Annotated in this window: 13 protein-coding genes; 5 read left to right on the top strand and 8 right to left on the bottom strand. The window is 68.8% G+C overall.

Annotated features, from left to right (window positions below; all coding sequences use genetic code 11):
* The first annotated feature begins 213 nt into the window (after window positions 1-213).
* Window positions 214-1,212 carry an ABC transporter ATP-binding protein gene (locus tag FHP25_RS13700; RefSeq protein WP_147847495.1) on the top strand — a complete coding sequence of 333 codons (999 nt, stop codon included), beginning with the start codon at window positions 214-216 and terminating at the stop codon, window positions 1,210-1,212.
* Window positions 1,209-2,285 carry an ABC transporter ATP-binding protein gene (locus FHP25_RS13695; protein WP_147847494.1) on the top strand — a complete coding sequence of 359 codons (1,077 nt, stop codon included), beginning with the start codon at window positions 1,209-1,211 and terminating at the stop codon, window positions 2,283-2,285. The genes FHP25_RS13700 and FHP25_RS13695 overlap by 4 nt, the downstream gene beginning before the upstream one ends.
* A gap of 202 nt (window positions 2,286-2,487) precedes the next feature.
* On the opposite strand, the gene FHP25_RS13690 is transcribed toward FHP25_RS13695, so the two are convergent.
* The 4 genes from FHP25_RS13690 to FHP25_RS13675 all read right to left on the bottom strand — a co-directional run bounded on the left by FHP25_RS13690 (window position 2,488) and on the right by FHP25_RS13675 (window position 8,031).
* Complete coding sequence (locus FHP25_RS13690) at window positions 2,488-3,435, bottom strand: VOC family protein (protein ID WP_147847493.1); 948 nt, start codon at window positions 3,433-3,435, stop codon at window positions 2,488-2,490.
* Window positions 3,436-3,694: 259 nt separating this feature from the next.
* A complete protein-coding gene (locus FHP25_RS13685) occupies window positions 3,695-4,492 on the bottom strand; it encodes a sterol desaturase family protein (RefSeq protein WP_147847492.1) in 798 nt (265 codons plus the stop codon).
* Window positions 4,493-4,673: 181 nt separating this feature from the next.
* Window positions 4,674-6,377 (bottom strand): B12-binding domain-containing radical SAM protein, encoded by a 1,704-nt coding sequence (locus tag FHP25_RS13680; RefSeq protein WP_147847491.1) that lies wholly within the window; start codon window positions 6,375-6,377, stop codon window positions 4,674-4,676.
* A 154-nt stretch (window positions 6,378-6,531) separates the two neighbouring features.
* Complete coding sequence (locus tag FHP25_RS13675; RefSeq protein WP_178133515.1) at window positions 6,532-8,031, bottom strand: LTA synthase family protein; 1,500 nt, start codon at window positions 8,029-8,031, stop codon at window positions 6,532-6,534.
* A 167-nt stretch (window positions 8,032-8,198) separates the two neighbouring features.
* Here FHP25_RS13675 and FHP25_RS13670 point away from each other — a divergent pair, with 167 nt between their 5' ends.
* Together FHP25_RS13670 and FHP25_RS13665 are read left to right on the top strand one after the other, a co-directional pair.
* Entirely contained in the window at window positions 8,199-9,500 is a 1,302-nt protein-coding gene (locus FHP25_RS13670; protein ID WP_178133514.1) for a capsule biosynthesis protein, read from the top strand.
* Window positions 9,500-10,288, top strand: coding sequence for an SDR family NAD(P)-dependent oxidoreductase (locus FHP25_RS13665; RefSeq protein WP_147847488.1), 789 nt, complete (start codon window positions 9,500-9,502; stop codon window positions 10,286-10,288). The genes FHP25_RS13670 and FHP25_RS13665 overlap by 1 nt, the downstream gene beginning before the upstream one ends.
* 140 nt (window positions 10,289-10,428) lie before the next feature.
* On the opposite strand, the gene FHP25_RS13660 is transcribed toward FHP25_RS13665, so the two are convergent.
* From FHP25_RS13660 to FHP25_RS13650, 3 genes are all read right to left on the bottom strand, one after another.
* Complete coding sequence (locus FHP25_RS13660) at window positions 10,429-11,688, bottom strand: aminotransferase class I/II-fold pyridoxal phosphate-dependent enzyme (RefSeq protein WP_231712317.1); 1,260 nt, start codon at window positions 11,686-11,688, stop codon at window positions 10,429-10,431.
* A 122-nt stretch (window positions 11,689-11,810) separates the two neighbouring features.
* Window positions 11,811-19,424, bottom strand: coding sequence for a type I polyketide synthase (locus FHP25_RS13655; protein ID WP_178133513.1), 7,614 nt, complete (start codon window positions 19,422-19,424; stop codon window positions 11,811-11,813).
* Window positions 19,425-19,711: 287 nt separating this feature from the next.
* A complete protein-coding gene (locus FHP25_RS13650) occupies window positions 19,712-21,082 on the bottom strand; it encodes a glycosyltransferase family 4 protein (protein ID WP_147847486.1) in 1,371 nt (456 codons plus the stop codon).
* A gap of 68 nt (window positions 21,083-21,150) precedes the next feature.
* On the opposite strand from FHP25_RS13650, the gene FHP25_RS13645 reads away from it, so the two are divergent.
* Complete coding sequence (locus FHP25_RS13645; protein WP_147847485.1) at window positions 21,151-23,247, top strand: glycosyltransferase family 2 protein; 2,097 nt, start codon at window positions 21,151-21,153, stop codon at window positions 23,245-23,247.
* A 119-nt stretch (window positions 23,248-23,366) separates the two neighbouring features.
* Here FHP25_RS13645 and FHP25_RS13640 read toward each other — a convergent pair whose 3' ends face one another.
* Window positions 23,367-24,260: a methyltransferase domain-containing protein gene (locus tag FHP25_RS13640; protein ID WP_147847484.1), complete on the bottom strand. Its 894-nt coding sequence runs from the start codon at window positions 24,258-24,260 to the stop codon at window positions 23,367-23,369.
* Between the last annotated feature and the right edge of the window lie 46 nt (window positions 24,261-24,306).

The raw sequence follows: 24,306 nt of genomic DNA, 5'->3' as shown, positions 1-24,306 counted from the left end.
ATCCTTCCCCCGGGGGGCAGAGCTATCGCATATGGCCAACCCGTCATCCCGAGCGCAGCGCGGGATGACGGCAGGTTCATATGCGATCACCTCCGGGGGAAGGACAGACCACGAGCGCCGAGCGCGGCAGGGATCCCGGTGCGGTGGATCGGACCGGGTCGCTCGCCGGGCTCGAAATGACAGCCAATTCATTGTTCGAAGCGTGCGATTGACATGACCACTTCCCTGCTCGAGGTCCGCGACCTGAGGACCTATTTCCACACCGATCGCGGCCTGTTCCGTGCCGTCGACGGCATCAGCTTCTCGGTCGACCGCGGCAGGACGGTCGGCCTCGTGGGCGAGTCGGGCTGCGGCAAGAGCGTGACGTCGCTCTCGGTCATGGGCCTGGTGCCCGATCCGCCGGGCCGTGTCGAAGGCGAGGCGGTGCTGTTCGAGGATCGCGACGTGCTGCGCCTGCCGGCGGACCAGCGCCGCCAGCTGCGGGGCAGCAAGATGTCGATGATCTTCCAGGAGCCGATGACATCGCTCAACCCGGTGCACACGATCGGGCGGCAGATCGTCGAGGTGCTCCTCGCCCATACCACGCTGTCGCCCAAGGCGGCGCGCGACCGCGCGATCGAAGTGCTGGACCTCGTGCGGATCCCCTCCCCCGCGGCCCGCTTCGAGGAATTCCCGCACCGGCTGTCGGGGGGCATGCGCCAGCGCGTGATGATCGCCATGGCGCTGGCCTGCGAGCCGGCATTGCTGATCGCCGACGAGCCGACGACGGCGCTGGACGTCACCATCCAGGCGCAGATCCTGGACCTGCTGCACGACCTGCAGCAGCGGCTGGGCATGGCGATCCTGATCATCACCCACGACCTGGGCGTGATCGCCGAGGTGGCCGACGACGTCCTGGTGATGTACGCTGGCAAGATCGTCGAAAGCGCCCCGGTCAAGGATCTCTTCGCCGATCCGCAGCATCCCTACACCATCGGCCTGCTGGGCTCGATCCCGCGCCTGGACGTCGAGCGCGAACGGCTTGCCACGATCGAAGGCACCGTACCCAGTCCCGACAAGCAGCCCGCCGGCTGCCGCTTCTCGCCGCGCTGTCCGTTCGCCGACCGCCGCTGCCGCGAGAAGCCGCCGCCATTGCGCGATGTTGCCGACGGCCACCGTGTCGCCTGCTGGCACGCCCCGATCGAGCAGCATGCCGCTGGAGCCACGACATGACGGCATCACCGGTTCTGCAGGTCGAGGGCCTGGTCAAGCACTTCCCGGTCAACCGCGGCGTCATCCTGTCCCGCACGGTCGGCCAGGTGCGCGCCGTCGATGACGTCAGCTTCGAGATCGCCCGTGGCGAGACGCTGGCCCTGGTCGGCGAGTCGGGCTGCGGCAAATCCACCACCGGCCGCATGATCCTGGGGCTGATGTCGATGACGGGCGGCTCGGTGCGCTTCAAGGGCGAGGAAGTCGCCGGGCGCGACAAGGCGTCGATGCGGCGCCTGCGGCGCCATATGCAGATCATCTTCCAGGATCCCTATGCGTCGCTCAACCCGCGCATGACCGTGGGCGAGATCCTGGCCGAGCCGATGGCCGTGCACGGCATCGGCGACGAGGCCGAACGGTCGGCACGGGTCCGGGAGCTGCTCGACGTCGTCGGCCTGCTGCCCGAGCATGCAAGGCGCTACCCGCATCAATTCTCCGGTGGCCAGCGCCAGCGCATCGGCATCGCCCGGGCGCTGGCCGTCAACCCGGAGCTGATCGTCTGCGACGAGCCGGTATCGGCGCTGGACGTGTCGATCCAGGCGCAGGTCGTGAACCTGCTGCAGAACCTGCAGCAGCGCTTCGGCCTGTCGTACCTGTTCATCGCCCACGACCTGGCGGTCGTGAAGCATATCAGCGACCGCGTTGCGGTGATGTATCTCGGCAAGCTGGTCGAGATCGCCGACAAGCGGGCGCTCTACGCCCGCCCGTTGCATCCCTACACACAGGCGCTGCTGTCGGCGATTCCACGCCCGGACCCGACTGTCCAGACCCAGCGCATCATCTTGCCGGGCGACGTGCCAAGCCCGCTCAACCCGCCATCCGGCTGCCGCTTCCACACCCGCTGCCCGCATGCCCAGCCGCGCTGCAAGACGGAGGAGCCGCTGCTGCGCGAGGCCGGCAACGGGCATCGCGTCGCCTGCCACTTCTTCGAGACCGTTCCATCCAACGCCGGCATCGCGCACGTGAGCGCCGGCCTGGACGGCAAGTTCGCAGCGCGCCTGGCCGTCTTCGAGAGGGCGAAGGTGAAGCGAGCGTGAGCGGCCGCTACCTTCTTCCCCCTTCGCCTGCGGCACCGTCATCCCGAGCGCAGCGAGGGATTTCCCGCGAATGGCGCACCGTGCGTCTTTCGCGGGAGATCCCTCGCTGCGCTCGGGATGACAGTCCTGGTCTTCCGGCGCAAGCTTGGACGAGAAGTCCGAAATCCCGCCTCCGCAGGGAGATGGCCTGCTTCGCCAGGCCCTACGGGCTCACATGCCCGAGGAACTTCTCCGGCGGCCGCTCGCCCCATTGGGAAACGAAGCCCTCCTCCGCGCTCAGCAGGTTGGCGCCATTGGCCGCGTTCAGGCGATCGGTGTCGGCCCATCGCTCATGCACGCGGCGCCACGGATCGCACCAGTAGTCGTAGACCTGGCTGCCCAGCAGGTGCCGGCCGATGCCCCACATATGCTCGTACTTGCCCAGACTCTTCAGGTATTCGTGGTCCTTGAAGACGGCATCGATATCGGGCACCTCGAACGACAGGTGGTTGAGGCCAGCCTTCTCGTTATGGACGCAGAACAGGACGTGGTGGTCGACATAGTCGCTGCCGCGGTCGATCCGGTTGAACGACCCGATCACGTTGTCCGGGCGGCCGGCATAGACGTCGTCAGAGCAGATCAGGCCCAGCACGTCGCGGAACCAGGACACGGTCTGGGCAACCTGCGGCGTTCCCAGCACCATATGGCCGATCCGCTTGACCAGGGCCGGCGAGCTCCCAAGCCGCATCAGCTTGCCGGCGCGCCGCAGGGGCTCGTCGCCCGAGTTCATGGGATCGCGCGGCGCCGTGATTGCGGGCAGCGTCTCGATGCCGTGCACGACCTCGACCTGGTAGCCGTTGGGCTCGGTCAGGCGCACCCGCTTGCCGCCGCCAGGCTCGTCGATGGCCTCGACGCCGGAAGCGCCGGGCATGGCGGCCAGCCGCCGCAGATCGTCCTCGCTGGCCGCATGGTAGGCGAAGCCGACACAGCGCGGCTCCCCCTTCTCCGTGACGTGGATGTGATGCGGCGGATCGGACCCGCGCATATAGAGCGCATTGGCGGTGCGCGCCGACCGCACCATGCCGAAATGGACCAGGAACGCCTCCATGGCATCGAGGTCGGGCGCCCGTAGCCGGCCATAGGCGAGGTCCGTCACTTTGATCGCGGACATTGCTTCCTCCCCTGCGATCCAAGGTGCATCGCGGTGCAAAGGATGCCGCAAAACCGAACGCCCGAACAGCAGCCTATCGGCATGCCGTAGAGCGGTCGCGCATGACCCTCTTGTCATCCCGAGCGCAGCGAGGGATCTCCTGCGGCAAGACGCACGGTGCGCAATTCGCAGGAGATCCCTCGCTGCGCTCGGGATGACGGAGAGGGCGACAGCGCGGCGCTGCGCCATGTGTGATCGCGCACCGGCATGCCGGACGGTCTCAGGTCGGCCCGGACTTGGTCGCCGTTTGTGACGCGGTCGACTCGAAGCTCGCCACCGTCGCATCGTAGCTCGGATGCAACGTGCCCATCACACGATCCCAGAACGAGAATGTGTGGGCGAAGTTGAAGCGGAAATAGCCGTGGTGCTGGTCATGGAAGACCGTGCTGGCCAAAGGCCATGGCCATCGCGCCATCGGCGACGCGAAATGCTCATAGCCGGCGTGCCCTAGCATGCCGCTGATCTGATCGTAGATTTTCTGGGCCACCAGCATCTGCCACGGGATCGGCAGCACGAACACGATGACGAAATAGAACAGCTGGTTGAGCAGCGCTTCGACGATGGTTTCGTGATGGTTGGTCCACACGGTCGGCGCGACGCTCTTGTGGTGCAGGGCGTGGAACCGGAACATCGGGCGCCAATGCAGCAGGCGATGGACCCAGTAGAACCAGGCGTCGTACAGCACCACCGAGATCCCCAGCAGCAGGGGGCTTGACCACCACGACAAGGGCAAGGGCGTCAGCGTCCATCCCTGCCACTGCGCGAAAAGTCCGCCGGCGAAGCAAAGCGACAGGGTCAGGATCGAGCCCGGCGCGTAGGCCAGCTCCTGCCATTTGCGGGCATTCACGCGATGCTTCTGGACCTTGCGCTCGGGGTGGCGGGCGTTCATGACCTCGAAGAAGAGGCCGGTGCCCAGCAGGATCGCGACGATCACCACCACGACCAGCGCAAAGAGCACAGCGAAATCCGCCAGCCCCGCGCCGGGAGCCATCGCGCGCAGAATGCCCTCCGGGCTCATCGTCACTGTCCAATCATCATCGGAACCGGCGCATCGATATCACGTCCCACGGCATACACCTTCACCGTCATCCCGAGCGCAGCGAGGGATCTCCCGCGATTGACGCACCGTGAGCCTTTGGCAGGAGATCTCTCGCTGCGCTCGGGATGACAGGTGCGGTCGCATCTCATCCGCACGCGCCTCAGGCGATCTGCAAGGTCCGCGCCTCACTCGGCAGCGCATCGCCCTGCTCCGCCTGGAGCTTGCGGTCGAGCTCCTGGACGACATATTGCGCGAAGGTTCCCAGATGCAGGTAGACGACCATGATCGTCACCACGCTCTCCAGCGCGGCCGGATTGCGGCGGGCGCATTCGATGAAGACGCTCCAGAAATGGCGGCGCAGATCCGGGCGGCGGACCGTCATGCGCCACATCACACGGAACAGGAGCCTGAACTCCCGCAGCCGGACCCGCCATGAGGCCCATTTCGACGACAGCTCGAGCATGCGTCGCGCCATCTTCGGCGAGGGGGCTGGCGGCGGCTCGGGCTGCGACACCGGCGGCGTGATGGATGGTGATACCGCCGCGGCCGGTGCCGGCGCGACGCTGCGGCTGGGCCGCTTCAAGGCCCGGCTGACGTTGCGGACCCGGGCAAAGAACGCATCGGGCGCATAGATGTTCTGCAGGATGGCCTTGTAGTCCGACAGGACCTCGCGCCGCGGCCGCAGCGTCACGAAGTTCAACCCGCCGGTGCACTGGTCAGCCTCGTTGCGCCACACGTCATGCAGCATCCGCCCTTCCTTTTCCAGGCGGCGGCTGAGCTGCGTGTTGGGCAAGGCCGTCAGCATCCCGACCATGCACCACGGGATGCTGGTGGCCTCGATGCAGTCGACCATCGCGTCGGCCACGCCGCCCTTCTCCGTGTCGAAGCCGACGATGAAGCCGGCCGTCACGAACATCCCCGCCGCATAGATCCGGTGGACGCTCTCGGCCAGGCTGCGCCGCGTGTTCTGCTTCTTCTGCGTCAGGACGAGCGTCTCGGTGTCGGGACTTTCGATCCCCACGAAGACCAGGAAGAAGTTCGCGTCGCTCATCATCTGCAGGAGCTGCGCGTCGTCCGAAAGATTGATCGATGCCTCGGTCGAGAACTTGAACGGATAGCCACGCGCCCGCTGCCAATCGCGCAAAGCCGGCAGGAACTGCTTCAATGACTTCTTGTTGCCGATCAGGTTGTCGTCCACGAAGTCGACATGGCCGCGATAGCCAGTCTGGTAGAGCGCGTCGAGCTCGGCCAGCATCTGCTCGATCGACTTCGAGCGGGGCACCCGGCCGTAGAGCTCGATGATGTCGCAGAACTCGCAGTTGAAAGGGCAGCCGCGCGAGAACTGCACGCCGATGTAGAGATAGTGCTGCCGCTTGAGGAGATCGAAGCGCGGGATCGGGCTTTTGGTGACATCGACCTTGAACTTCTCGGCCCGGAAGACACCGCGCCTCTCACCCTGGATCCAGGCTTCCACGAAGCGGTCGATGATCCCTTCGGCCTCCCCCAGCACAAGGAAATCGGCGCTCTCATAGAGCTCGGGGCTCGACGTCACGTCGGGCCCGCCAACGACGACCGGCTTGCCGCGCGCGTGGCAGCGGTCGATCAGGTCCAGCGTGTCGAGCCGCTGCACCAGCATGCCTCCGGTCATCACCATGTCTGCCCAGGCGATGTCGTCCTCGGTCAGCTCCTCGGCATTGCGGTTCACCAGCCGCATGTTCCACGACTGGGGCAGCAGCGCCGCCAGGGTGATGAGGCCCAGCGGCGGCGACGGACAGCGCGCGCCCCAGAGGTCGCACGCTGCCTGGAGGCTCCAAAAGGAGTTCGGGTTGAACCGCGGAAACACCATGAGGACGTTGGGCGTCATGTATGGTAGCCTCTACGCTCTGGCGAGCCGGTGCGGCCCCGATGTCGGCCATTGTATGGGCTTTCCTGTGCGCTGAACACCGGTTGTATTCTGCACCGGCTGCGAATCCTCGACCTCCATCTCGATATCCGGGGCGATGGGCGCCGTCGTGCCGCTATGCTGGCCGATCGCAAGCCCATGCCAGGGCATCGAGGATTGTGTCTGCCATCTCATGCAGGGCGCAATCGCGCGGCTGGCCGGGCAGCCAGGCGCCATCACGGCACCCCATCACGAAATAGTCCGTACGGGGGTCGGGAAACGGATCAGCCAGCTCCGGCATGGTCGGCACGTGGTCGCCGTAGAAGGCCAGCACCGCCGGCCGGCCGAGGCGTTCGATGCCCGCAATCAGATGCGCGATCATCCGGTCGGCATTGCGCAGATGATAGACGTAGCGGTCCACGGGCGTCTCGATCCCTGGAAGCCGATCCTTGTCCCAGGGGTTGTGGTTCTCCATGGTCGCGATCATGCAAAAAAGCGGCTGCTTCTCCTTGGCCGCCATGGCCAGCGCATATTCGGCCAGGGCCATGTCCGGCACGTAGTAGCCTTCGCGCGCGACGCCGGCGAAATCGCCCTCGTCGACCAGGCGGTCGAAGCCCAGCCGAGGCATGGCGACCCGGCGGTTGAAGAAATCGAGATCGAACGGATGTACGAACGCCGTGGCGAAGCCGGCATCGCCCAGATGGTGCGCCAGCGTCCGCGGCGGCTTCGCCAGCCGCAGATACGGATGCAGCGCGTCGAGCCCGAACTCGTCCAGGGGACATCCGGCGAGAAAGGCAAATTCCGACCGCAGGGTCCAGGCGCCCTGCACCGGCACCGCCACCCGCCCATAGGCTACGGCCTGCGACCGTGCATGCTCCAGCCCCGGCAGCTTCACGTCATGCAGGCCGGCGCGGCGCAGGTCCATGAACGATTCCGACTGGACCGCGATCACCACGGGCGACGGACCGTCGGGCAGAGGTCGGACCGACGGCACCGCGACCGGCCACGTCCGCGACCGGGTGGCCGCATGGCGCCACCCGACCAGGCCGGCGGCCAAGGAGGCGGCAAGGCCCAGCACGCGCACATGCCGCGTCGAATCGGCCGGCATCATGCGGCGATGGACGGCAGCCGTGAGCCGCGACGGAAGCGGGCCGGCCACGGCCCAGCCAATCACCATGGCCAGGACCACCCCAGCCGGCACGGCCACATCCCAGACGTGCCCGTCAGGCAGCAGCGACGGTTCCACGAAGCGGCACCACAATACGATGATGCCCAGCAGCGCCGCGATGCCGGCAAAGAAAGCCGGATGATGCAGGTACGGCGCCTGGTACAGGACCGGGTGCCGCCAGATCTGCGGGATGAGCGCGAAATCCACGAAATTCAGCGGCTCCTGGACGTTGCGGAACTTGTAGTCCGAGATCAGCACGATGATCGTATAGGTGATCAATGCCGACACGGCCGCGAAGATCGGCCGCCAGGAAACTGCAAACCATACTGCGAAAAGCAGGGACAGCGTCAGGACTGCGGTCAGCTGTCCCCACAACGGCCTGCCGGCAAAGCGGCCTCGCGGCGCCGCCAGCGCGTCGATCAGCAAGGTCAGGAGCAGATAGAGGGTGAAGGACGCGGCGAACAGCAAAGGGGCTGCCTCCGGCGGCCATGGACATTCGGTGCGAAGCCCACGCATCGCCAGCGGCCGGCATAGAGTCATAGGATCGCCGCCGATGCAACCTTTTCCCGCCGTGCGGGCGCGAAGTGACAAACCGCGCGGGAGCCGCTAAGAGCGGGCGCAAGCAGGCGGGGAGCGTGGGAGTCATCAACAAGACCATGGCTGAGGAAAGCGCCGGGAACGAGAAGCGCCAGAAGCCGTTGCACGTGCTTTTCCTGCAGGGGCCCTCGTCGTTCTACATGGAACAGGTCGCGCGGCTGCTCATTGCGCATGGGCATCGGGCATCCCGGATCAACCTGCATTTCGGCGACCGCCTGTTCTGGCGCCTGCCGGCTCGGGATTACCGCGGCACGATCGAAGGCTGGCGTGCCTATGTCGCGGCGTTCCTGGATGCCAACCCGATCACGCATCTCTTCCTGCTGGGCGATCGGCGGCCGCATCATCGCATCGCGGCCGAGGAGGCCCGAGCCCGCGGCGCCGAGATCATCTGCGCCGAGCTGGGCTATCTGCGTCCGGACTGGCTGGTGCTGGAACGCGACGGCATGAGCACCTATTCGCGCATGCCACGCGATCCTGACGTCATCCGCGCCATGGCGGCGCAGTTCGATCCGCCTGATATGACGATCCGCTGCATGGCACCGTTCTGGCGGCTGGCCTTGCTCGACATCGTCTACAACGTCGGCGAGGTCGTCTTCTGGCCGTTGTATCCGGGCTACAAGCGCCACGCCATCTATCATCCATTCGCCGACTATGCCGCCTGGGTCAGGAAGTGGCTGCTCTCGCCGATCGAGAAGCCGCGCACGGCGCGTGCCTTCGAGACGCTGCAGCGATCGACCGCGCCGAGCTTCGTCTTTCCGCTGCAGCTTTCGACCGACTATCAGATCCGCGACCATTCGCCCTACCCGGACATGCCGTCAGCGGTTCGCGAGGTCATCGGGTCCTTCGCCGTGCATGCCCCGCGTGACGCAAGGCTTATCGTCAAGGTCCATCCGCTGGACAGCAATATCACGCCCTGGCGGCGTGTGGTCGAGGGCATCGCGGCACATAAAGGCGTCAAGGATCGCGTCTTCTATGTCGATGGCGGCGACCTCGCCCAGATGCTGGTGAAAGCAAAGGGTTGCGTGCTGGTGAACAGCACGGTCGGGCTGTTTGCCCTCCAGCACGGCTGTCCGCTGAAGGTCATGGGCAGCGCGATCTTCGACGTGCCGGGAATGACGTTCCAGGGATCGCTGGATGCGTTCTGGTCCGAGGCCGCGCCACCCGACATGCACCTCGTCAACGACTTCATCCGCCTGCTGGCCGCCACCCTGCATGTGCGTGGCGGCTACTACACGCAGCAGGCGCTCGACCTGGCCGTTCCGGCCACGGTGCAGCGCCTCGAGGAAGGCCTGCCCTGGCTGCCGCCGCGGCCGGTCGGCGACCCTCCCGGGGATCGCTGATGGCCCGCACGGTCGTGATCACCGGGGCATCCAGTGGCATCGGCCGGGCACTGGCGATGGAATATGCCGATCGCGGCGTGACGCTGGGCCTGCTGGGCCGCGATCAGGAGCGCCTCGATGCGATCGCCGCCGCCTGCCGCGGTCGCGGCGCGACAGTCGAGACGATCGCCCTGGACGTGCGCGATGCCGATGCCATGGTCGGATGGCTGCACGCATTCGATGACCGCCATCCCGTCGACCTGCTGATCGCCAACGCCGGCATCGTGTCGGGCTCGGGCGCCGGCCGCAGGTCCGAGCCGCTGGCGGCGGCGCTGCAGGTGATCGACATCAATCTGAAGGGCGTCATTGCCGCCCTGTCGGCCTTGGATTCGCGCATGCAGGCCCGACGGACCGGCCACCTCGTGCTGGTGAGCTCGCTGGCCGGCCTTGCACCGCAGCCTGATCTGCCGTCTTACAGCGCCAGCAAGGCCGGGCTCGTCTCCTACGGCGCGGCGCTGCGCGTCAGGCTCCGCTCACGCGGCGTCGCCGTCAGCGTCGTATGTCCGGGCTACGTCGAAACCCCCATGGCCGATCGCCAGCGCAGCGCCAAGCCCTTCTCCTGGCCCACCGGGCGTGCCGCGCAATACATCCGCAACCGCCTGGACAAGCGTCAGCGCCTGATCGCATTTCCATGGCAGCTGGTGTTCGGCATCCGCCTGCTGCCGTTGCTGCCGACGGCCCTGCAGGACTGGATCCTGAGCGGCTTCACAGCCGAGATTGTCGCCGACGACGCCACGCTTGAAAAATAGCGCCGTTCCACCATCATCCCGGCGCACCGCTGTCATCCCGAGCGCAGCGAGGGATCTCCCGCGAATAGCGCACCGTGCGCCCCGCCGCAGGAGATCCCTCGCTGTGCTCGGGATGACGGGAGATGTCGGAAGGGACGAGCTCAACCGCCGGCCTGGGCCAGCCCCATCGCCACTGGCGGTTCCTTGCGCAGCCGCGACAGCTCGCGTGCGGTCATGTCGACAGCGGTTTCGATCTGCTGCGCCGTGTGACGGGCGGTGATGAAGAACCGCAAGCGACCCTGCTTCTCGCCCACAGCCGGGAAGATGATCGGCACGACATAGAGCCCCTGCTGCAGCAGCCGGTTGGCGAGCACCGTCGTCGTCAGCGTGTCCCCGGTCATCACCGAGACAACGGACGCGCCGATGCTGAGGCCGACATCGAGGCCCGCCGCCCGCGCGCGCTGCAGGAACAACGCACCGTTGGCGCGCAGGGCGGCAACCCGGCCGGGCTCCTGCTCGAGGACCTGCAGGGCCGCGAGCGCCGCGCCCGCCATCGCCGGCGGCATGCCGACGCTGTACAGAAAGCCCGGGGCCTGGATCTTGAGGAACTCGATCAGCGCCCTGCTGCCCGCGATGTACCCGCCGGTCGCCGCGAACGCCTTGCTGAGCGTTCCCATCCAGATCTCGACCTCGGTGGGATCGATGTCCTGCTCCTCGGCGATGCCGCGGCCATGTTCTCCCAGGACGCCGTCGGAATGCGCCTCGTCGACCATCAGCCAGGCATCATGGCGACGCTTGATGGCCAGCAGGCGGCGCATGTCCGGGACATCGCCGTCCATGCTGTACAGCCCCTCGACCGCGATCATGGCCCGGCGATGGCGCGGTCGATGCTCGCGCAGCAAGGCCTCGAGCGTATCCAGGTCGTTGTGCGGGAACAGCACGCTGGTCGCACCCGAAAGCTTGATGCCTTCGAGGATGCTGTTGTGCGCCAGCGCATCGCTGATGATCAGGTCCTTCTTCGACAGCAGGCAGCCGATCACCGTGACGTTGGTGGCATGGCCGCTGACGAAGCACAGGGCGTCCTCCACGCCGTGCAGCTTGGCCAGCGCCGCTTCCAGCTCACGGTAGATCGGACGCTCGCCCGCGGTGGGGCGGCTGGCGCCGACCGACGTGCCATAGCGATCGATCGCTTCCTTGGCCGCCGCCGTGACGCGGCGGTCGCCGTTGAGCGCCAGATAATCGTAGGTCGAAAAGTTGATGGCGTGCCGGCCATCGACCATGGTCGTGTCCGACGCGCGGCCGTCATGCATGCGGAAGAACGGCACATCGATCTTGAGCATGTCGGCCGCCGCGCGCTGCACGCGCAGGGCCTGATACTCGGGCAGCGCCGCGAAGTCGGCAGCGCGGCGGCCAGCCGCCAACGGCGACGTCCGACGCGGCGCAGCAGCCTTATCCACCAGCGGCGATGCCGACGTGCGCAGCTTGTCGAGGAGCTTGTCCGCGACGGCGCGTTTTGACAGAGAGGTTGGTGCAGCGCCGTCGTTCAAAGAACACCATCCACGGTCTTGGCACGCTGCGCAACAGCGGCCGCTGCTGCGGCGATCTCGGCATCGGATGCCATGTCAGGCACGCTGACGTGGCCCTGCGCCAATGCCGACATCTGGCCCGACATTAGCGCTTTCTCCTGATTACGCAACATCGAAGCCAGCCGCTTGCTGATGTCGATCACGGTCAGGCTGCTGGTCAACGACATCAGCGGTATCTCGATTCCCATCGCCTCCTCGACCGCTGTCCGCAGCTCCAGCATCATCAGCGAGTCCATGCCGAACTCGGAAAGCGCGCGGTTGCGGTCCACGTCGCCGCTGGGCAGGCGCAGCGTGCGCGTGATGTTGGCGACGACGAGATCGGCCAGCTTGTCCTGGACTTCCGCCTCCGGCAGATCGCGCAACATGCGCAGCAGCTCCTCGGCTGCCATCGACGCACCATCCGCAGTCGCATCCGTGAGCTGCAGCTCCTCGAACAGCGGCGTGCGGGTGATCACCAGCTCCTTGCGCGCCAGCGACCAGTCGATGCGCGCATAGCCGAGCGCAGCCGCGGCGACATCGCGGCCGTCGCGGGCCAGCAACTGGTCGAGGCCGGCCAGCGCTTCTGACGCCGCCAGCGTCGTGCTGCCCAGGCGTTGCGACAGCGCGCGGTTGACGCTGGCGTTGCGCGCCAGGTAGCCGACATCGCCGATGGCGCCCCATGACACGGCGAGCCCCGGCAGGCCTTCCGCGCGACGCCGCTGCGCCAGCCCTTCGAGGAAGGCGTTGGCGGCGACGTAGTTGGTCTGCCCGGGATTGCCGATCAGCACCGTCGCCGACGAGAAGAGCACGAAGCAATCGAGATCGAAGCGTCGCGTCAGCTGGTCGAGATTGTCCGCGCCGGCGACCTTTGGCCGCAGCACGGCCTCCATGCGCGACCGGTCGAGATCCTTGCCCAAGGCATCATCGAGGACCATCGCGACATGGAAGACACCCTTCAGCGGCGTCTTGTCGCCCTGGAGGCTGGTCAGGTACCGCTCCAACGCGGCCCGGTCCGCGACGTCGACGGCAACGACATCGACGCGGACGCCCTTCTCCTTGAAGCCGGCCAGCACCAGCTCGGCCTGTTCCGTCGGCTTGCCCGACCGGCTCATGAGCACGAGATGTCGCGCGCCCTTGTCGGCCAGCCACTGCGCTGTCGCGAGGCCGAAGCCGCCGAGGCCACCGACGATCAGGTAGCGGCCCTTCGGGTCGACCTGGAACTGACGCGCGACGTCAGGCTGCGGCAGCGACTGCGGCGGCCGGACCAGGATCTTGCCGATATGGCCGGACCGCTGCATCAGGCGGAATGCCTTGGCCGCGTCGTCGGACTCGAAGATGCGGTAGGGCAACGGCACCAGCTCGCCACGCGCGAACAGCGCCATCAGCTCGCCGAACAGCCGCTCGACGATGCCGCGATTGACGTTGAGCAGCTGGTCGGCATCGATGCCGAAATACGAGAGGTTGTTGCGGAACGGCCGCAGGCCGAGATGCCGGTTGGTGTAGTAGTCGCGCTTGCCCAGCTCGAGGAAGCGGCCGAACGGCTTCAGGCAGTCGACCGACCGCTCCATTGCCTCGGCGGCAAGCGAGTTGAGCACGACGTCCACGCCCTCGCCCTGCGTCAGCCGGCGCACGTCGTCGACGAAGGCAAGGCTGCGCGAGTCCAGCACATGGTCGGCACCCAGCTCACGCAGCAGCGTGCGCCGGTCCGAGGAACCCGCGGTGGCGATGACCTTCGCGCCGCGCAGCTTGGCGATCTGCAGCGCCGCCAGGCCGACGCCGCCGGCGCCGCCATGGATGAGGACGGTCTCGCCGACCTCCAGCCGCGCCAGGTGCACCAGGGCATAATAGGCCGTGAGGAAGGCCACCGGCAGCGTGGCCGCGGCCTCCATCGAGATCCCTTCCGGAATGGACGCGACGGTGTGCGCGCCGACGCTGACATGGGTGGAGAATGCATCGGCGGCGAAGGCGACGACGCGCTCGCCGACCCGCAGGTTCTTCACCTCGGCGCCCACCGCCGTCACGACGCCGGCGCACTCCATGCCGATGGTCGGACCCGTGAAGCCGTTCTCCAGCGCCTCGTCCGGCAGCAGGCCGAGGCTCCACATCACGTCACGGAAGTTGAGGCCGGTGGCCGACACCTTGACCTCGACCTCATGCGCCGCCGGTGCACGGCGCGTCACCGGGCGCCAGACGAAGCCGTCGCCCTGCCCGGCGCGGTCGATCACGAGCCGCAGCGCCGTGTCGGCGCCGACAACGCCAAGCCCCGGCTCCGGCAGCACGCCGCCGCGCAGCACGCGCAGGGCCACGCGCCCCTTGGCGCTCAGCCGCAGCTCACGCTCGGTGGGGATGTGCGTGATGGCTTCCGAGACCCGGCTCGCGGCGAGGTCCGTCGCCATGCCCGGATCGACATCGAGGCAACGCACCTCGACGCCCGGGAACTCGTTCTGCAGCACGCGCGCGGCGGCCCACAGTCCGGTCTGGGTCGGATTCGGCGCAGCACCCTCGACCGCGCCGCTGAGTGCGCCGGTGCAGACGATCCACAGCCGCACCGTGCCGGCGCTCTCCACGGCCTGCGCCAGGTTGATCATCGCGATCGATTTGCGCGACAGCGATGCGACCGGGTCGGCCGGCGGCGCACGGTCGGCAGCGACGAAGATGATGTCGGTGATGGCGGCGTCGGCGCCGAGATCGGCGATGGCGCCGGCAGCGGCTTCGGACTCGCGCAGGTCGATCACGCGGACGCGGCGCGTGCTGCCGCGCGGCGGCTGCGCGCCGTCGCTGGAGCGCAGCGGCACCACCCTGCCCGTTCCCGCCAGCCGCGACTGCAGCAGGTCGGCCAGCACATGGCTGTCGCTGGAGGCATCGGCCACCACGATCATCGATCGCGCGCCCACGTCCCGCGGCAGGTCCAGCACCGCGCTGCGGCCGCTGGCGACACCGCTCACCAGCAGGCCGGCTGCCGGCTCGCCGCCCAGCGACTGGACCGTCACCGTCTTGAGGCCGGCCGATTCCAGCGCCTGCTGCCAATCGCGCTCGCCCAGGACCGCGCCGACCGGGAAGTCGGGGTTCACCGATCCAACCCACCACGCGGCGCGCTGCCCGTGGACGATATCGGCGAAGAAGCTCGGCGACGGCTCGGCCGCCACCACGGTGCCGCCCTGGCGGATCGCCTGGGCCAGGAAGTCGAGCTTGCCCGGCGCCACGGCGACGCGATGCAGCGCGCCGGCGCACAGCACCAGGTCGTAGCCGCCGCCGGCGGCGTCGAGCGCTTCATCCCACTCGACGAGATGCATCTGCGCCGACGCGGCATCGGACAGGTTGAGCTGTGCCGTCTTCAGCCGCTCGCCATCCATGTCGGTGGCGACGAGGCGCCCGTGCCGCGCGACCACGGCAGGCGCCAGCCGCGCCGCCATCGGCAGGTTGACCGCGCCCACCACCAGCACGCGCAGCGGGCTTTCCGCCGGCCAGCGCGCGATGATGTCGCTCGCCGTGCGCTGCACGACATCGCCCAGGCGCAGCGCCGATGGCGAGCCGTTCTCCAGATGCTCCAGCACCGCCTGCCCGTAGCCGCCGGCATCGAAGCCTTCGCGCAGGAGCTGCGGCAGGATCTCCGGCAGCCGGGCAAGACAGGTCGCTTCGGCGATCCAGGCCGGGTAGCGGGTCAGCAGCACGTTGACCAGCTCCGACATCGTCGGGAAGTCCGGCGCGTCCTTCAGCGTCCAGCCGTCGTCGGTCTCGAACGCCAGGCCGGCGTCGGACAGCTCGGTCAGCATCCGTGCCATGAGCGGCCAGGCCGACATGGACACGCGGCCGCTGGCGACCAGCTCGGGAACGGTGGTGGGCGCCTCGCCCATCACCGTCTTGAGGCTGAGATAGGCTGCGGCCCGCGCCCCGACATCGAGCACGAGCGACACGTCGCGTGCCGCCTCGACGTCGTCCACGGCGCGGGCGGCATCGGCCAGCACCGTTGCCGGACCGCCGGCATGCACGGCGACCGCTGCCGATGGCTGCCCGCGTTCCGGAAGGCGCACGAAGCCGGTGCGGTACGTGAGGCTGTCCATCGTCTCGCGCACGGCGCGCGGCACTGTGCGGAAGCGCACCTGCGTTGCCTGCACGACGACATTGCCCGCGCTGTCGAACAGCACGAAGTCCGCGACCCGGGAGCGCGCCGTCGCCAGCGTGATGCGGCACATGCCCGAGGCGATCGGCGTCCCCGGCCGGAAGATCCGCAGCGCGCCGATCCGCACCGGCAGGAAGCGCGCGTCCGGCGCCAGGTCCGCATCCATCTCGGCCAGCGCGAACGACACATGGAAGGCCGAATCGAGGATGGTCGGATCGAGCAGCAGGTTCTCGGCGATCGGCCGTGCCGACACGAACGTGCCGCGCGCCCTTCGGTCGTCGACGACGTCGATCGACTCGACCTTGCGGAACGCGGGGCCGTACACCAGGCCGCGGCGACGCGCCAGGGCGTAGACGCGCTCGGCGTCGAACACGTCGCAGGCCGGATCCGACAGCGGCGCCACCGACATCTCCGAGACTGGCGCCTGCGCGACGGTGGCCTTCACGTGCAGGGACCACTCGTCCTCGCCCGGCCGCGGCCGCGAGCGTATCTCGAGCACGCCGGTATCATGCGACACCCGCGTCATCACCTCGAACGACCGCTCGGCGTCGAACACCAGCGGCTGCAGGATCTCGAGGTCGCGCACCTCGAGCGCGCCGTCGCCGTAGGTCTCGCGCGCCGCCGCCAGCGCGATCTCGATGAAGCCCGCGGCCGGGAACACCGCGGTGTCCTCGACGCGATGGTCCTCGAGCCAGGGGAACAGCCCGGGATCGATGGCCGTGAACCACTCGCGCGACTCGGCGCGCATGGCCGAGCCCAGCAGCGGATGGGGCTGCGCGGCATAGGTCCGGAACGCCTCGCCGGTGTCGGGGAAATCGATCTGCCGGCGCTGCCAGGCATAGTTCGGCAGCTCGGCGGCCGGCCGCACGGCCGGGCCCACGAAGCGCTCGAGATCGACACGGCCGCCGGCGACGAGGACGCGCGCCACCGTGGCCGTGATCTCGTCGCCCGGCTCCTTGCCGTCGCGCCCCAGCGTGTCGATGACCGCGCCGTCGATGCTCTGGCGCCGCAACACATCGTTGAGATAGCCGCCGAGGACCTGCCGGGCGCTGATCTCGACGAAGATGCGCACGCCGCGCTGGCATACCGCGCGCAAGCCGGCCTCGAAGGCCACCGGCCGCCGCACGTTGCGCCACCAGTACTCGGCGGTCAGGGTCTCACCGTCGATCTCCTCGCCCGTGACGGTCGAGATCAGCGGGATGCGGGTCGCCGACGGCTTGATGGAAGCCAGCTCGGCCAGCAGCCGGTCCCTGATCGGGTCGACCAGGGCGCAGTGGAACGGATAATCCAGGTCAAGGCGCCGGACGCCCCAACGCTCCTGCTCGGCATACTTCACGAACGCATCGAGCGCCGCGTTCGGGCCTGCGACCGTGACGCTGCGCGCGCTGTTGATGGCCGCGACCTCCAGGCCGTCGAAAGCCTGGCGCTCGAGCAGTGCCTGCATCTCGGTCGCCGACACCAGCACGGCCGCCATGCCGCCCTGGTAGCGCGTGATCTCCTGCAGCTGGCTGCGCGCCAGCACGACGCGGATGGCGCCGTCGAGGTCCAGCGCGCCGGCGCACCAGGCGGCGCCGATCTCGCCGACGCTGTGGCCGATGGCCAGCGTCGGCTCGAGCCCGCGCGCGGCCAGCGCCCCCACCGCCGCCACCTGCAGCGCCAGGATCAGCGGCTGCGCCCGGCTGGCGCGGCGGATGTCGACCGCCAGCTCGGGCGACTGCAGCGCCTCGATGGTCGACCACCCGGCCAGCTCCTTGAAGCGCGCATCGAACGCCTGCAGCGCCTCGCGGAAAGCCGCGTTGCCCTGATAGGCCGCCAGGCCCATGCCGGCCCATTGCGTGCCGTTGCCCGCAAAGACGAAGCCGATATCGAGGTCGCTGCCCAGCGCCTTGCCGCGCCACAGCGACGGCACGGCCTCGCCGTTGACGTGCGCCGTCAGGGACGCGCGCAGGTTGCTGCCGGCCACGACCATCCGCTCCGGCAGCAGGTCGCGCGTGTGCGCCGCGGCGTTGGCGATGGCCGTGACATCGGCGTGGCCGTTCTTCGGCAGCCGGCTCGCATAGCGGTCGGCCAGCGCCTTCAGGGCATCGGCGCCGTAGGCCGACAGCACCAGCGGTGCCGGCGCGGCGCCGTTCGCCTTCGGCCGCGCCGCGGCCGGCGCCCGGTCGGGCTCGCGCAGCACCACATGCGCGTTGGCGCCGCCGAAGCCGAACGAGTTGATGCCGGCGTGCCGCAGCCCGCGTCCCTTGGCCAGCTTGGTGGGCTCGGCCGCGACCTTGAGGTTGAGCTCCTCGAAGCGGATGTCCGGATTGGGCTCGTTGAAGTGCAGCGACGGCGGCAGCACGCCTTCCTTCAGCGCCATGACCGACTTGATGACGCCGGCCAGCCCCGACCCCGGCTCGAGATGGCCGATATTGGTCTTGACCGAGCCGATCGGCAGCGGCGCCGTGCGCTTCTGGCCGAGGATGGTGCCCAGCGCCTCGGCCTCGGCCGGATCGCCCACGCGCGTGCCGGTGCCGTGCGCCTCGATGAACGCCAGCTCGTCCGGCGCCACGCCGAACTCGGCGTAGACCTGCTGCAGCAGCGCCGCCTGCGCATCGGGCGACGGCAGCGACAGGCCGGTGGTGCGGCCGTCCTGGTTGATGCCCGATCCGACGATGGTGGCATGGACGCGATCGCCGTTGCGCGCCGCGACGTCGGACGCCCGCAGCACCACCGCCAGCGCGCCCTCGGCCCGCACATAGCCGTCACCCGAGGCGTCGAACGCCTTGCACAGGCCGGTCGGCGACAGCATGGACGCGCGCGAGAAGCCCACGAACGAGAACGGCGAGAGCAGCAGGTTGACGCCGCCGACGATGGCGGTGTCGATCTTGCCGTCGCGGATCGCCTCCAGCGCCACGTGCATGGCGACCAGCGACGAGGAGCACGCCGTGTCGACCGTGAAGCTGGGCCCGCGCAGGTCGAAGCAGTAGGAGATCCGGTTCGAGATGATGCTCAGCGTGTTGCCGGTCATCATGTGGACGTCGACCGCGCTGGGATCGAACATGAAGCGCGTCGCGTAGTCCGACGACGAGGCGCCGACATAGACGCCGGTGCGGCTGCCGGCCAGCTGCGAGGGACGCAGCCCGGCATGCTCGATCGCCTCGTAGACGACCTGCAGCAGATGGCGCTGCTGCGGATCCATCTGCGCCGCCTCGCGCGGGCTGATACCGAACACCGTCGGATCGAACGACCACACGTCGTCGAGCACGCCGGCCGCGAACGTGTAGCTGCGGCCGGGAATGTCGGCGCTGGCCTTGGGATGATAGAATGCACCCAGCGGGAAGCGGTCGGCCGGCACGCGCGTGACGGCGCAGCGCCCCTCCGAGAGCATGCGCCAGAACGCCTCGCGGTCCGGCGCGCCCGGAACTCTCAGCGCGTAGCCGATGATGCCAATCTGGCGCTGCTTCGATCCACGATCCGATTTTTTTCTCACGATCGCCCCAAGTTTGTCGGCGCTGAGGGAGTCCGGCTGAGGGTCATCGTCGTCCGCTTTGGGTGCAAATGTAGGGTGCAAAAAACGTGCAAGACCGAGTCGTCATAGACCAATTCCGCAGCAGGCGTCATTTGTAATCTTGTGTAATCTCTGGATCATTTGCGGCGTGCTGAAGAAACATTCAGCGGCCGTTTCGGTATTTTGTCTTTTTTGCGGTATCGCACTGGTTGTAGGCCCGGTTTCAGCGCCGTCATGCTTGACATCCGCCTGACAATGATGCGTGCACATCATACCGCGCCGGCGAGGATCGCTTCCACGGTGCCGATGTGCTCGGCCCATGTGGTGGGGCGATAGCAGCGCGCCTTGCGCCGCATGGCAGCGGCGCGCGGCGCGTCGGGCTGCACGTACGCATCCAGCATCGCGAGCCAGCCCGGCCCGTCGATCGGGTCGACATACTCGGCGAACGCGCCGCCGACCTCGCGATGGGCGGCGATGTCCGAGGCGATCACCGGCACGCCCAGCGCCAGCGCCTCGGCGATGGGCAGGCCGAAGCCCTCGACCAGCGACGGCGCCAGCAGCGCGCGCGCGCCGCGCAGCAGCGCCGCCAGCCCGACATCGCCCAGCTCCGCGACCTCGACGACGGTCGCGGCCAGGGCCGTGCTGCGCTCGAGCAGGTCGATCGCGTTCTCGCTCTCCCAGCCGCGGCGGCCGACGACCACCAGCCGCGCCGGCGGCGTGCGCCCGTCCCGGGTCCATTGCCGCCAGACATGCAGCAGGAAGGATATGTTCTTGCGCGCCTCGATGGTGCCCACGACGACGAAGTACGGCGCCGCCGCTGCCGGCGCCGGGCCGTCGCGGCCGGCGCAGAACGTCTCCTCGATCCCCAGCGGCACGACCGCGCCGCGCGGCCGCGCGAGGCCGGCGGCATCGACATGGGCGTCCCAGGCATCGCCGGTCATCCGCGAATTGAAGATCACGACCGCGGCGCGGCGCGCCAGCGTCTGCATCCGCAGCCGATGATGCGCATCCTCCGCAGGGCGGAAATACTCGGGATGGCTGATCGGGATGAGGTCGTGCAGCAGGAACATGCTGGGCAGCGCGGCCGCCTGCAGCCATTGCAGGCGCCTTGGGTGGTCGAGGTTGATGTGCGAGGCATGGAGGTACCACCACGACGCATCCCGTCGCCGCGCGGCCGCGGGCCCGGCCACGGCCGCCTGCGCATAGGCGGCCGCGATCAGCGCCTCGGTGCGCTTGTCGAGGATGTCGGGCGAGGCCTGCGCGCGCTTGATCGCGCGATGCGGCGTGCGGTCCGCCGCGCACGCAGGGTCCGTGTCCAGCGGCCTGGCCAGCACGTCGCACACGGCGCGATAGGCGGCCTCGGACGCCGGATCGTCCGTCCCCGCGCACCAGCGCTGCACGGCGCTGCGCACGATGTTCTCGCCCAGCCCGCGCGCCAGCAGCCCGGTGTTGAACGGGGTCGTGAGGGCGAACCGCACGTCCCAGCCTCCGGCCGCGGCGTGGTCGAGATAGTGCCGGACATAGGCGAGCTCGACGCGATCGATGCCGGTGGGCGTCTTGCGGTGCAGGCGCGACAGGAGTCGGGATATGTCGAGGAGACGCCCGCTACGGGCCTCCGTTCTGCGCGTGAGCGTCGCCATGTCATCCAGCCGTTAGGCCGGTCGGACAGGAATTGCAAGCGCCGGCAGCACTCTGGCATGTATCGCCGATGATCGCGTCGCCCGCCTCGAGATGCGCCGGACCGGCATCGCACGCCGTGCAGCTCGAGCCGGGCGAGAATGTCCGCCGCGATGGCGCCAGCTTCGTTGCGCAGGCCGGAACCGCCTGGCTGCAGGCCCGCTTCGCGGCCGGCCTTCCCGCCGGACGCTGGATATCGCTGGCCTATCGCTGCAGCTACCACGACAGGCTGGCGCGCCCGCTGCTGCGCTTCGTGACCGCGGGCGGCCACCACGACCAGCTCGCGCCCGCGCCCCTGTTCGGCCGGGCGGCCTGGATCGGCCGCGTTCCGCACGACGCCCAGGCGCTGCTGATCGCGCCGGTCGACAGGGAGGGACGGTTCGGGTTCGAGATCGAGCACTGCCGGCTGCTGTCTCGGCGCGCGCTTGTGTCCAGTCTGTGGCCGCGCCATCCCGGCCGCGTGCTGGAGGCGATCGGCGCGAGGCTCATCGGCCGCCGGCAGGAAGCCGATCGCCTGCTGGCGCGCGCCCTGGCCAGCACGCCGCTCGCGCACTACGACACCTGGCGCCGGGAGCGCTGGCGGGACTTCGATCCCGACGGCCTGGATGCGCCGCGCAGCGACTGGTCCAGTGGGCCGCATGTGCGCATCATCGCCGGCGCCGCGACCAGCCAGGCGCTGCAGCGCGTTCCTGCCCTGCTGGAGCAGCTCGCCCGGCAGCCCTACCCGCGCTGGTCGCTGGCCGTGGTGGCGCCCGAGGCGGCGGGCGCCACCACGCTTGGCGCCGCGTCTGGATCGGAACGCCTGCGCCTGCTCGCCGCGCACGACGCCGCGTCGGCGCTGCACGACGATCTGTCCACAGACGATCTCGTCGCCGCGATCGACATCGGCGACATCCTGCCGCCCTACGCCCTGGCCGTGCTGGCCGAGCGCGCCGCGGCGCAGCCGGCGGCCACCGTCTTCTACGGCGACGACGAGGCCATCGACATGGCCGGCCGCCACGTCGATCCACGGCTGAAGCCGGACTGGAGCCCGACCTTCGAGGCCGCCGGCGGCTATGTCGGCCGCGCCCTGTTCGTGCGCAGCCCCTGGCTGGCCCGGCTCGACGCCGCCTGCGCCGGCGACCTGGTGGGCGCGGCCGGCTTGCGGGCGGTGCTGGCCCAGGCGCAGGCGGCCGAGGTCGCGCACATCAGGCGCGTGCTGCTGACACGCCGGGAGCGCGCCACGCCAGTGGCGCACCGGCCCGAAGGGCCGGCTCATGGCAGCCTGTTCGTGCGCCACGCCGCCGGCCATTTTCCCGACGTCCCCGCCGCCACCATCATCATCCCCAGCAAGGACCGGGCCGACCTGCTGGCGGCCTGCGTGCGCAGCCTGGGGCTGCTGGCCGAGCCGGGCAGCATCGAGATCGAGATCGTGATCGTGGACAACGGCAGCACCGAGGCCAAGACGCGGCAGCTTTACGCCACGCTCACGGCGCAGGATGCGCGCCTGCGGGTGCTCGAGCGGCCTGGCCCGTTCAACTTCGCCCTTCTCTGCAACGAGGCCGCGGGCACGGCACGGGCGCCGGTCCTGGTGTTCCTGAACAACGACGTCGAGGCGCGCGATGGCCTCTGGCTGGAACGCCTGCTGTCCTGGGCCGCCCGCCCCGACATCGGCGCTGTCGGCGCCCGGCTCCTCTACCCGTCCGGCCGCCTGCAGCATGGCGGCGTCGTGATCGGCCTGGGCGGCGTGTCGGGCCATGGCGACAGCGGCGCGCCGGGCGACGACCCGGGCTACCTGGGCCGCCGCGCCGTGCCGCACGAGGTCGCGGCCGTGACCGCCGCCTGCCTGGCGGTCGAGAAGGCGAAGTTCGACGCCGTCGGCGGCTTCGACGCCGAGCACCTGCCGGTCGAGCTCAACGACATCGACCTCTGCCTGCGCCTGGCCGACCGCGGCTGGCGCACGCTGCTGGAGCCCGCCGCCGCGCTGGTGCACCGCGAGTCGGCCAGCCGCGGCCGCACGGCGGCGCAGGACCAGCGCTACCGCGCCGAGCGCGCGTTCTTCGCCGAGCGCTGGCACCACCGGCTGCGCGACGATCCCTGCTTTCATCCATCATTGTCGCTGGCGTCGATACGGACGGCGCTGGGGTGAAACGGTGCAGCCGTCAATCAGCCCGCCACGACGCAGTTGCGACGCCACACATCGCCGATTGTCAGGATTTCCGTCCCGTCAAGATCGAGCGCCGAGTGATGCCGAGTTCCCCGTACCGGTCAAGCTCCCGGAGCGGACCGTCGGGCGAACACCGAGAATGCCGGGCCATTGGGATGGTCAGGCTGATCGTGAGCCATGCGGATGTCGTCGAAGCCCAACAGGCCCAGGATTCTTAGGATATCGTCCCTTTCCATCCAATAGTGGCGGTCGTGCATCCCGCCGCAGAACGCCTTGGCCTTCCACGCATTGTGATAGCCGCGACGGTACAGGGGCACGTTGAGCCCACGAAAGCCGATCGCTTCGACCTCGCCGGACAAGGCCTCGCGTCGCGGATCCCCATTGGGCATCGCCTGTTCGCTGAAACAGTGCGTCCACAGGTAGACCGCATCGGAGCGTTGACCGATCAGCTCCAGCAGGTGCACGGGGTTGCTCATGTGGTAGAGCACGCCCGATGCGACGATCAGGTCGTACCTGACGTCAGTCTGTTCGAGCCAGGGCAGGAAGTTCCCGAGCATGAACTTCGCGTGCTTGATCTCCAACAGCTCCTTGGTGATCAAACAGCGCAGAAACGCCAGCCTGTTCGCCTCGATCGCGTGGATGAAGGCCGGCTGCTGCTGATCCAGCAGATAGGTATGCATGCCCTCCAGCGGCCCCAGCTCGAGGACCTTGCGGCCGGCGATGGATCCGAACTGCTCCAGGCACCACGGAATCCTGGCATCTTGATACAGGGGAGTATCACCCGCTGCTGCCCCGACATGCGGCGGCATCGCAAGGTTCCAGCCCGGCACTACGTCGATGGCATTCTGGGCACAGGGCATGGCATCGACATACTGGTCCAGAACCGCGTCGGCTCGCCGGCCGCCGGACGAATTTCGCCTCTTGCCGGGACCGCTACGATGCAGGGGCTCGAACCCCACCAAGCTCGACGCGGTGCGGAGCAGTCTGGCAAGCAAGCGGCTTCTCCCTGTCTAAGGCGGCGCCGGCATACCGGCACAGTGG

Source organism: Vineibacter terrae (assembly GCF_008039615.1).
In the GTDB taxonomy this organism is placed as follows: domain Bacteria; phylum Pseudomonadota; class Alphaproteobacteria; order Reyranellales; family Reyranellaceae; genus Vineibacter; species Vineibacter terrae.
Note: the sequence above shows the minus strand (reverse complement) of the source record. Positions and strands in the feature narration are given on the sequence as shown.

Bases quoted from the DNA above. Each gene is read 5' to 3' on its own strand.
- FHP25_RS13700 (WP_147847495.1), top strand. From the start codon at position 214: ATGACCACTTCCCTGCTCGAGGTCCGCGACCTGAGGACCTATTTCCAC.
- FHP25_RS13695 (WP_147847494.1), top strand. From the start codon at position 1,209: ATGACGGCATCACCGGTTCTGCAGGTCGAGGGCCTGGTCAAGCACTTC.
- FHP25_RS13690 (WP_147847493.1), bottom strand. From the start codon at position 3,435: ATGTCCGCGATCAAAGTGACGGACCTCGCCTATGGCCGGCTACGGGCG.
- FHP25_RS13685 (WP_147847492.1), bottom strand. From the start codon at position 4,492: ATGAGCCCGGAGGGCATTCTGCGCGCGATGGCTCCCGGCGCGGGGCTG.
- FHP25_RS13680 (WP_147847491.1), bottom strand. From the start codon at position 6,377: ATGACGCCCAACGTCCTCATGGTGTTTCCGCGGTTCAACCCGAACTCC.
- FHP25_RS13665 (WP_147847488.1), top strand. From the start codon at position 9,500: ATGGCCCGCACGGTCGTGATCACCGGGGCATCCAGTGGCATCGGCCGG.
- FHP25_RS13650 (WP_147847486.1), bottom strand. From the start codon at position 21,082: ATGGCGACGCTCACGCGCAGAACGGAGGCCCGTAGCGGGCGTCTCCTC.
- FHP25_RS13645 (WP_147847485.1), top strand. From the start codon at position 21,151: ATGATCGCGTCGCCCGCCTCGAGATGCGCCGGACCGGCATCGCACGCC.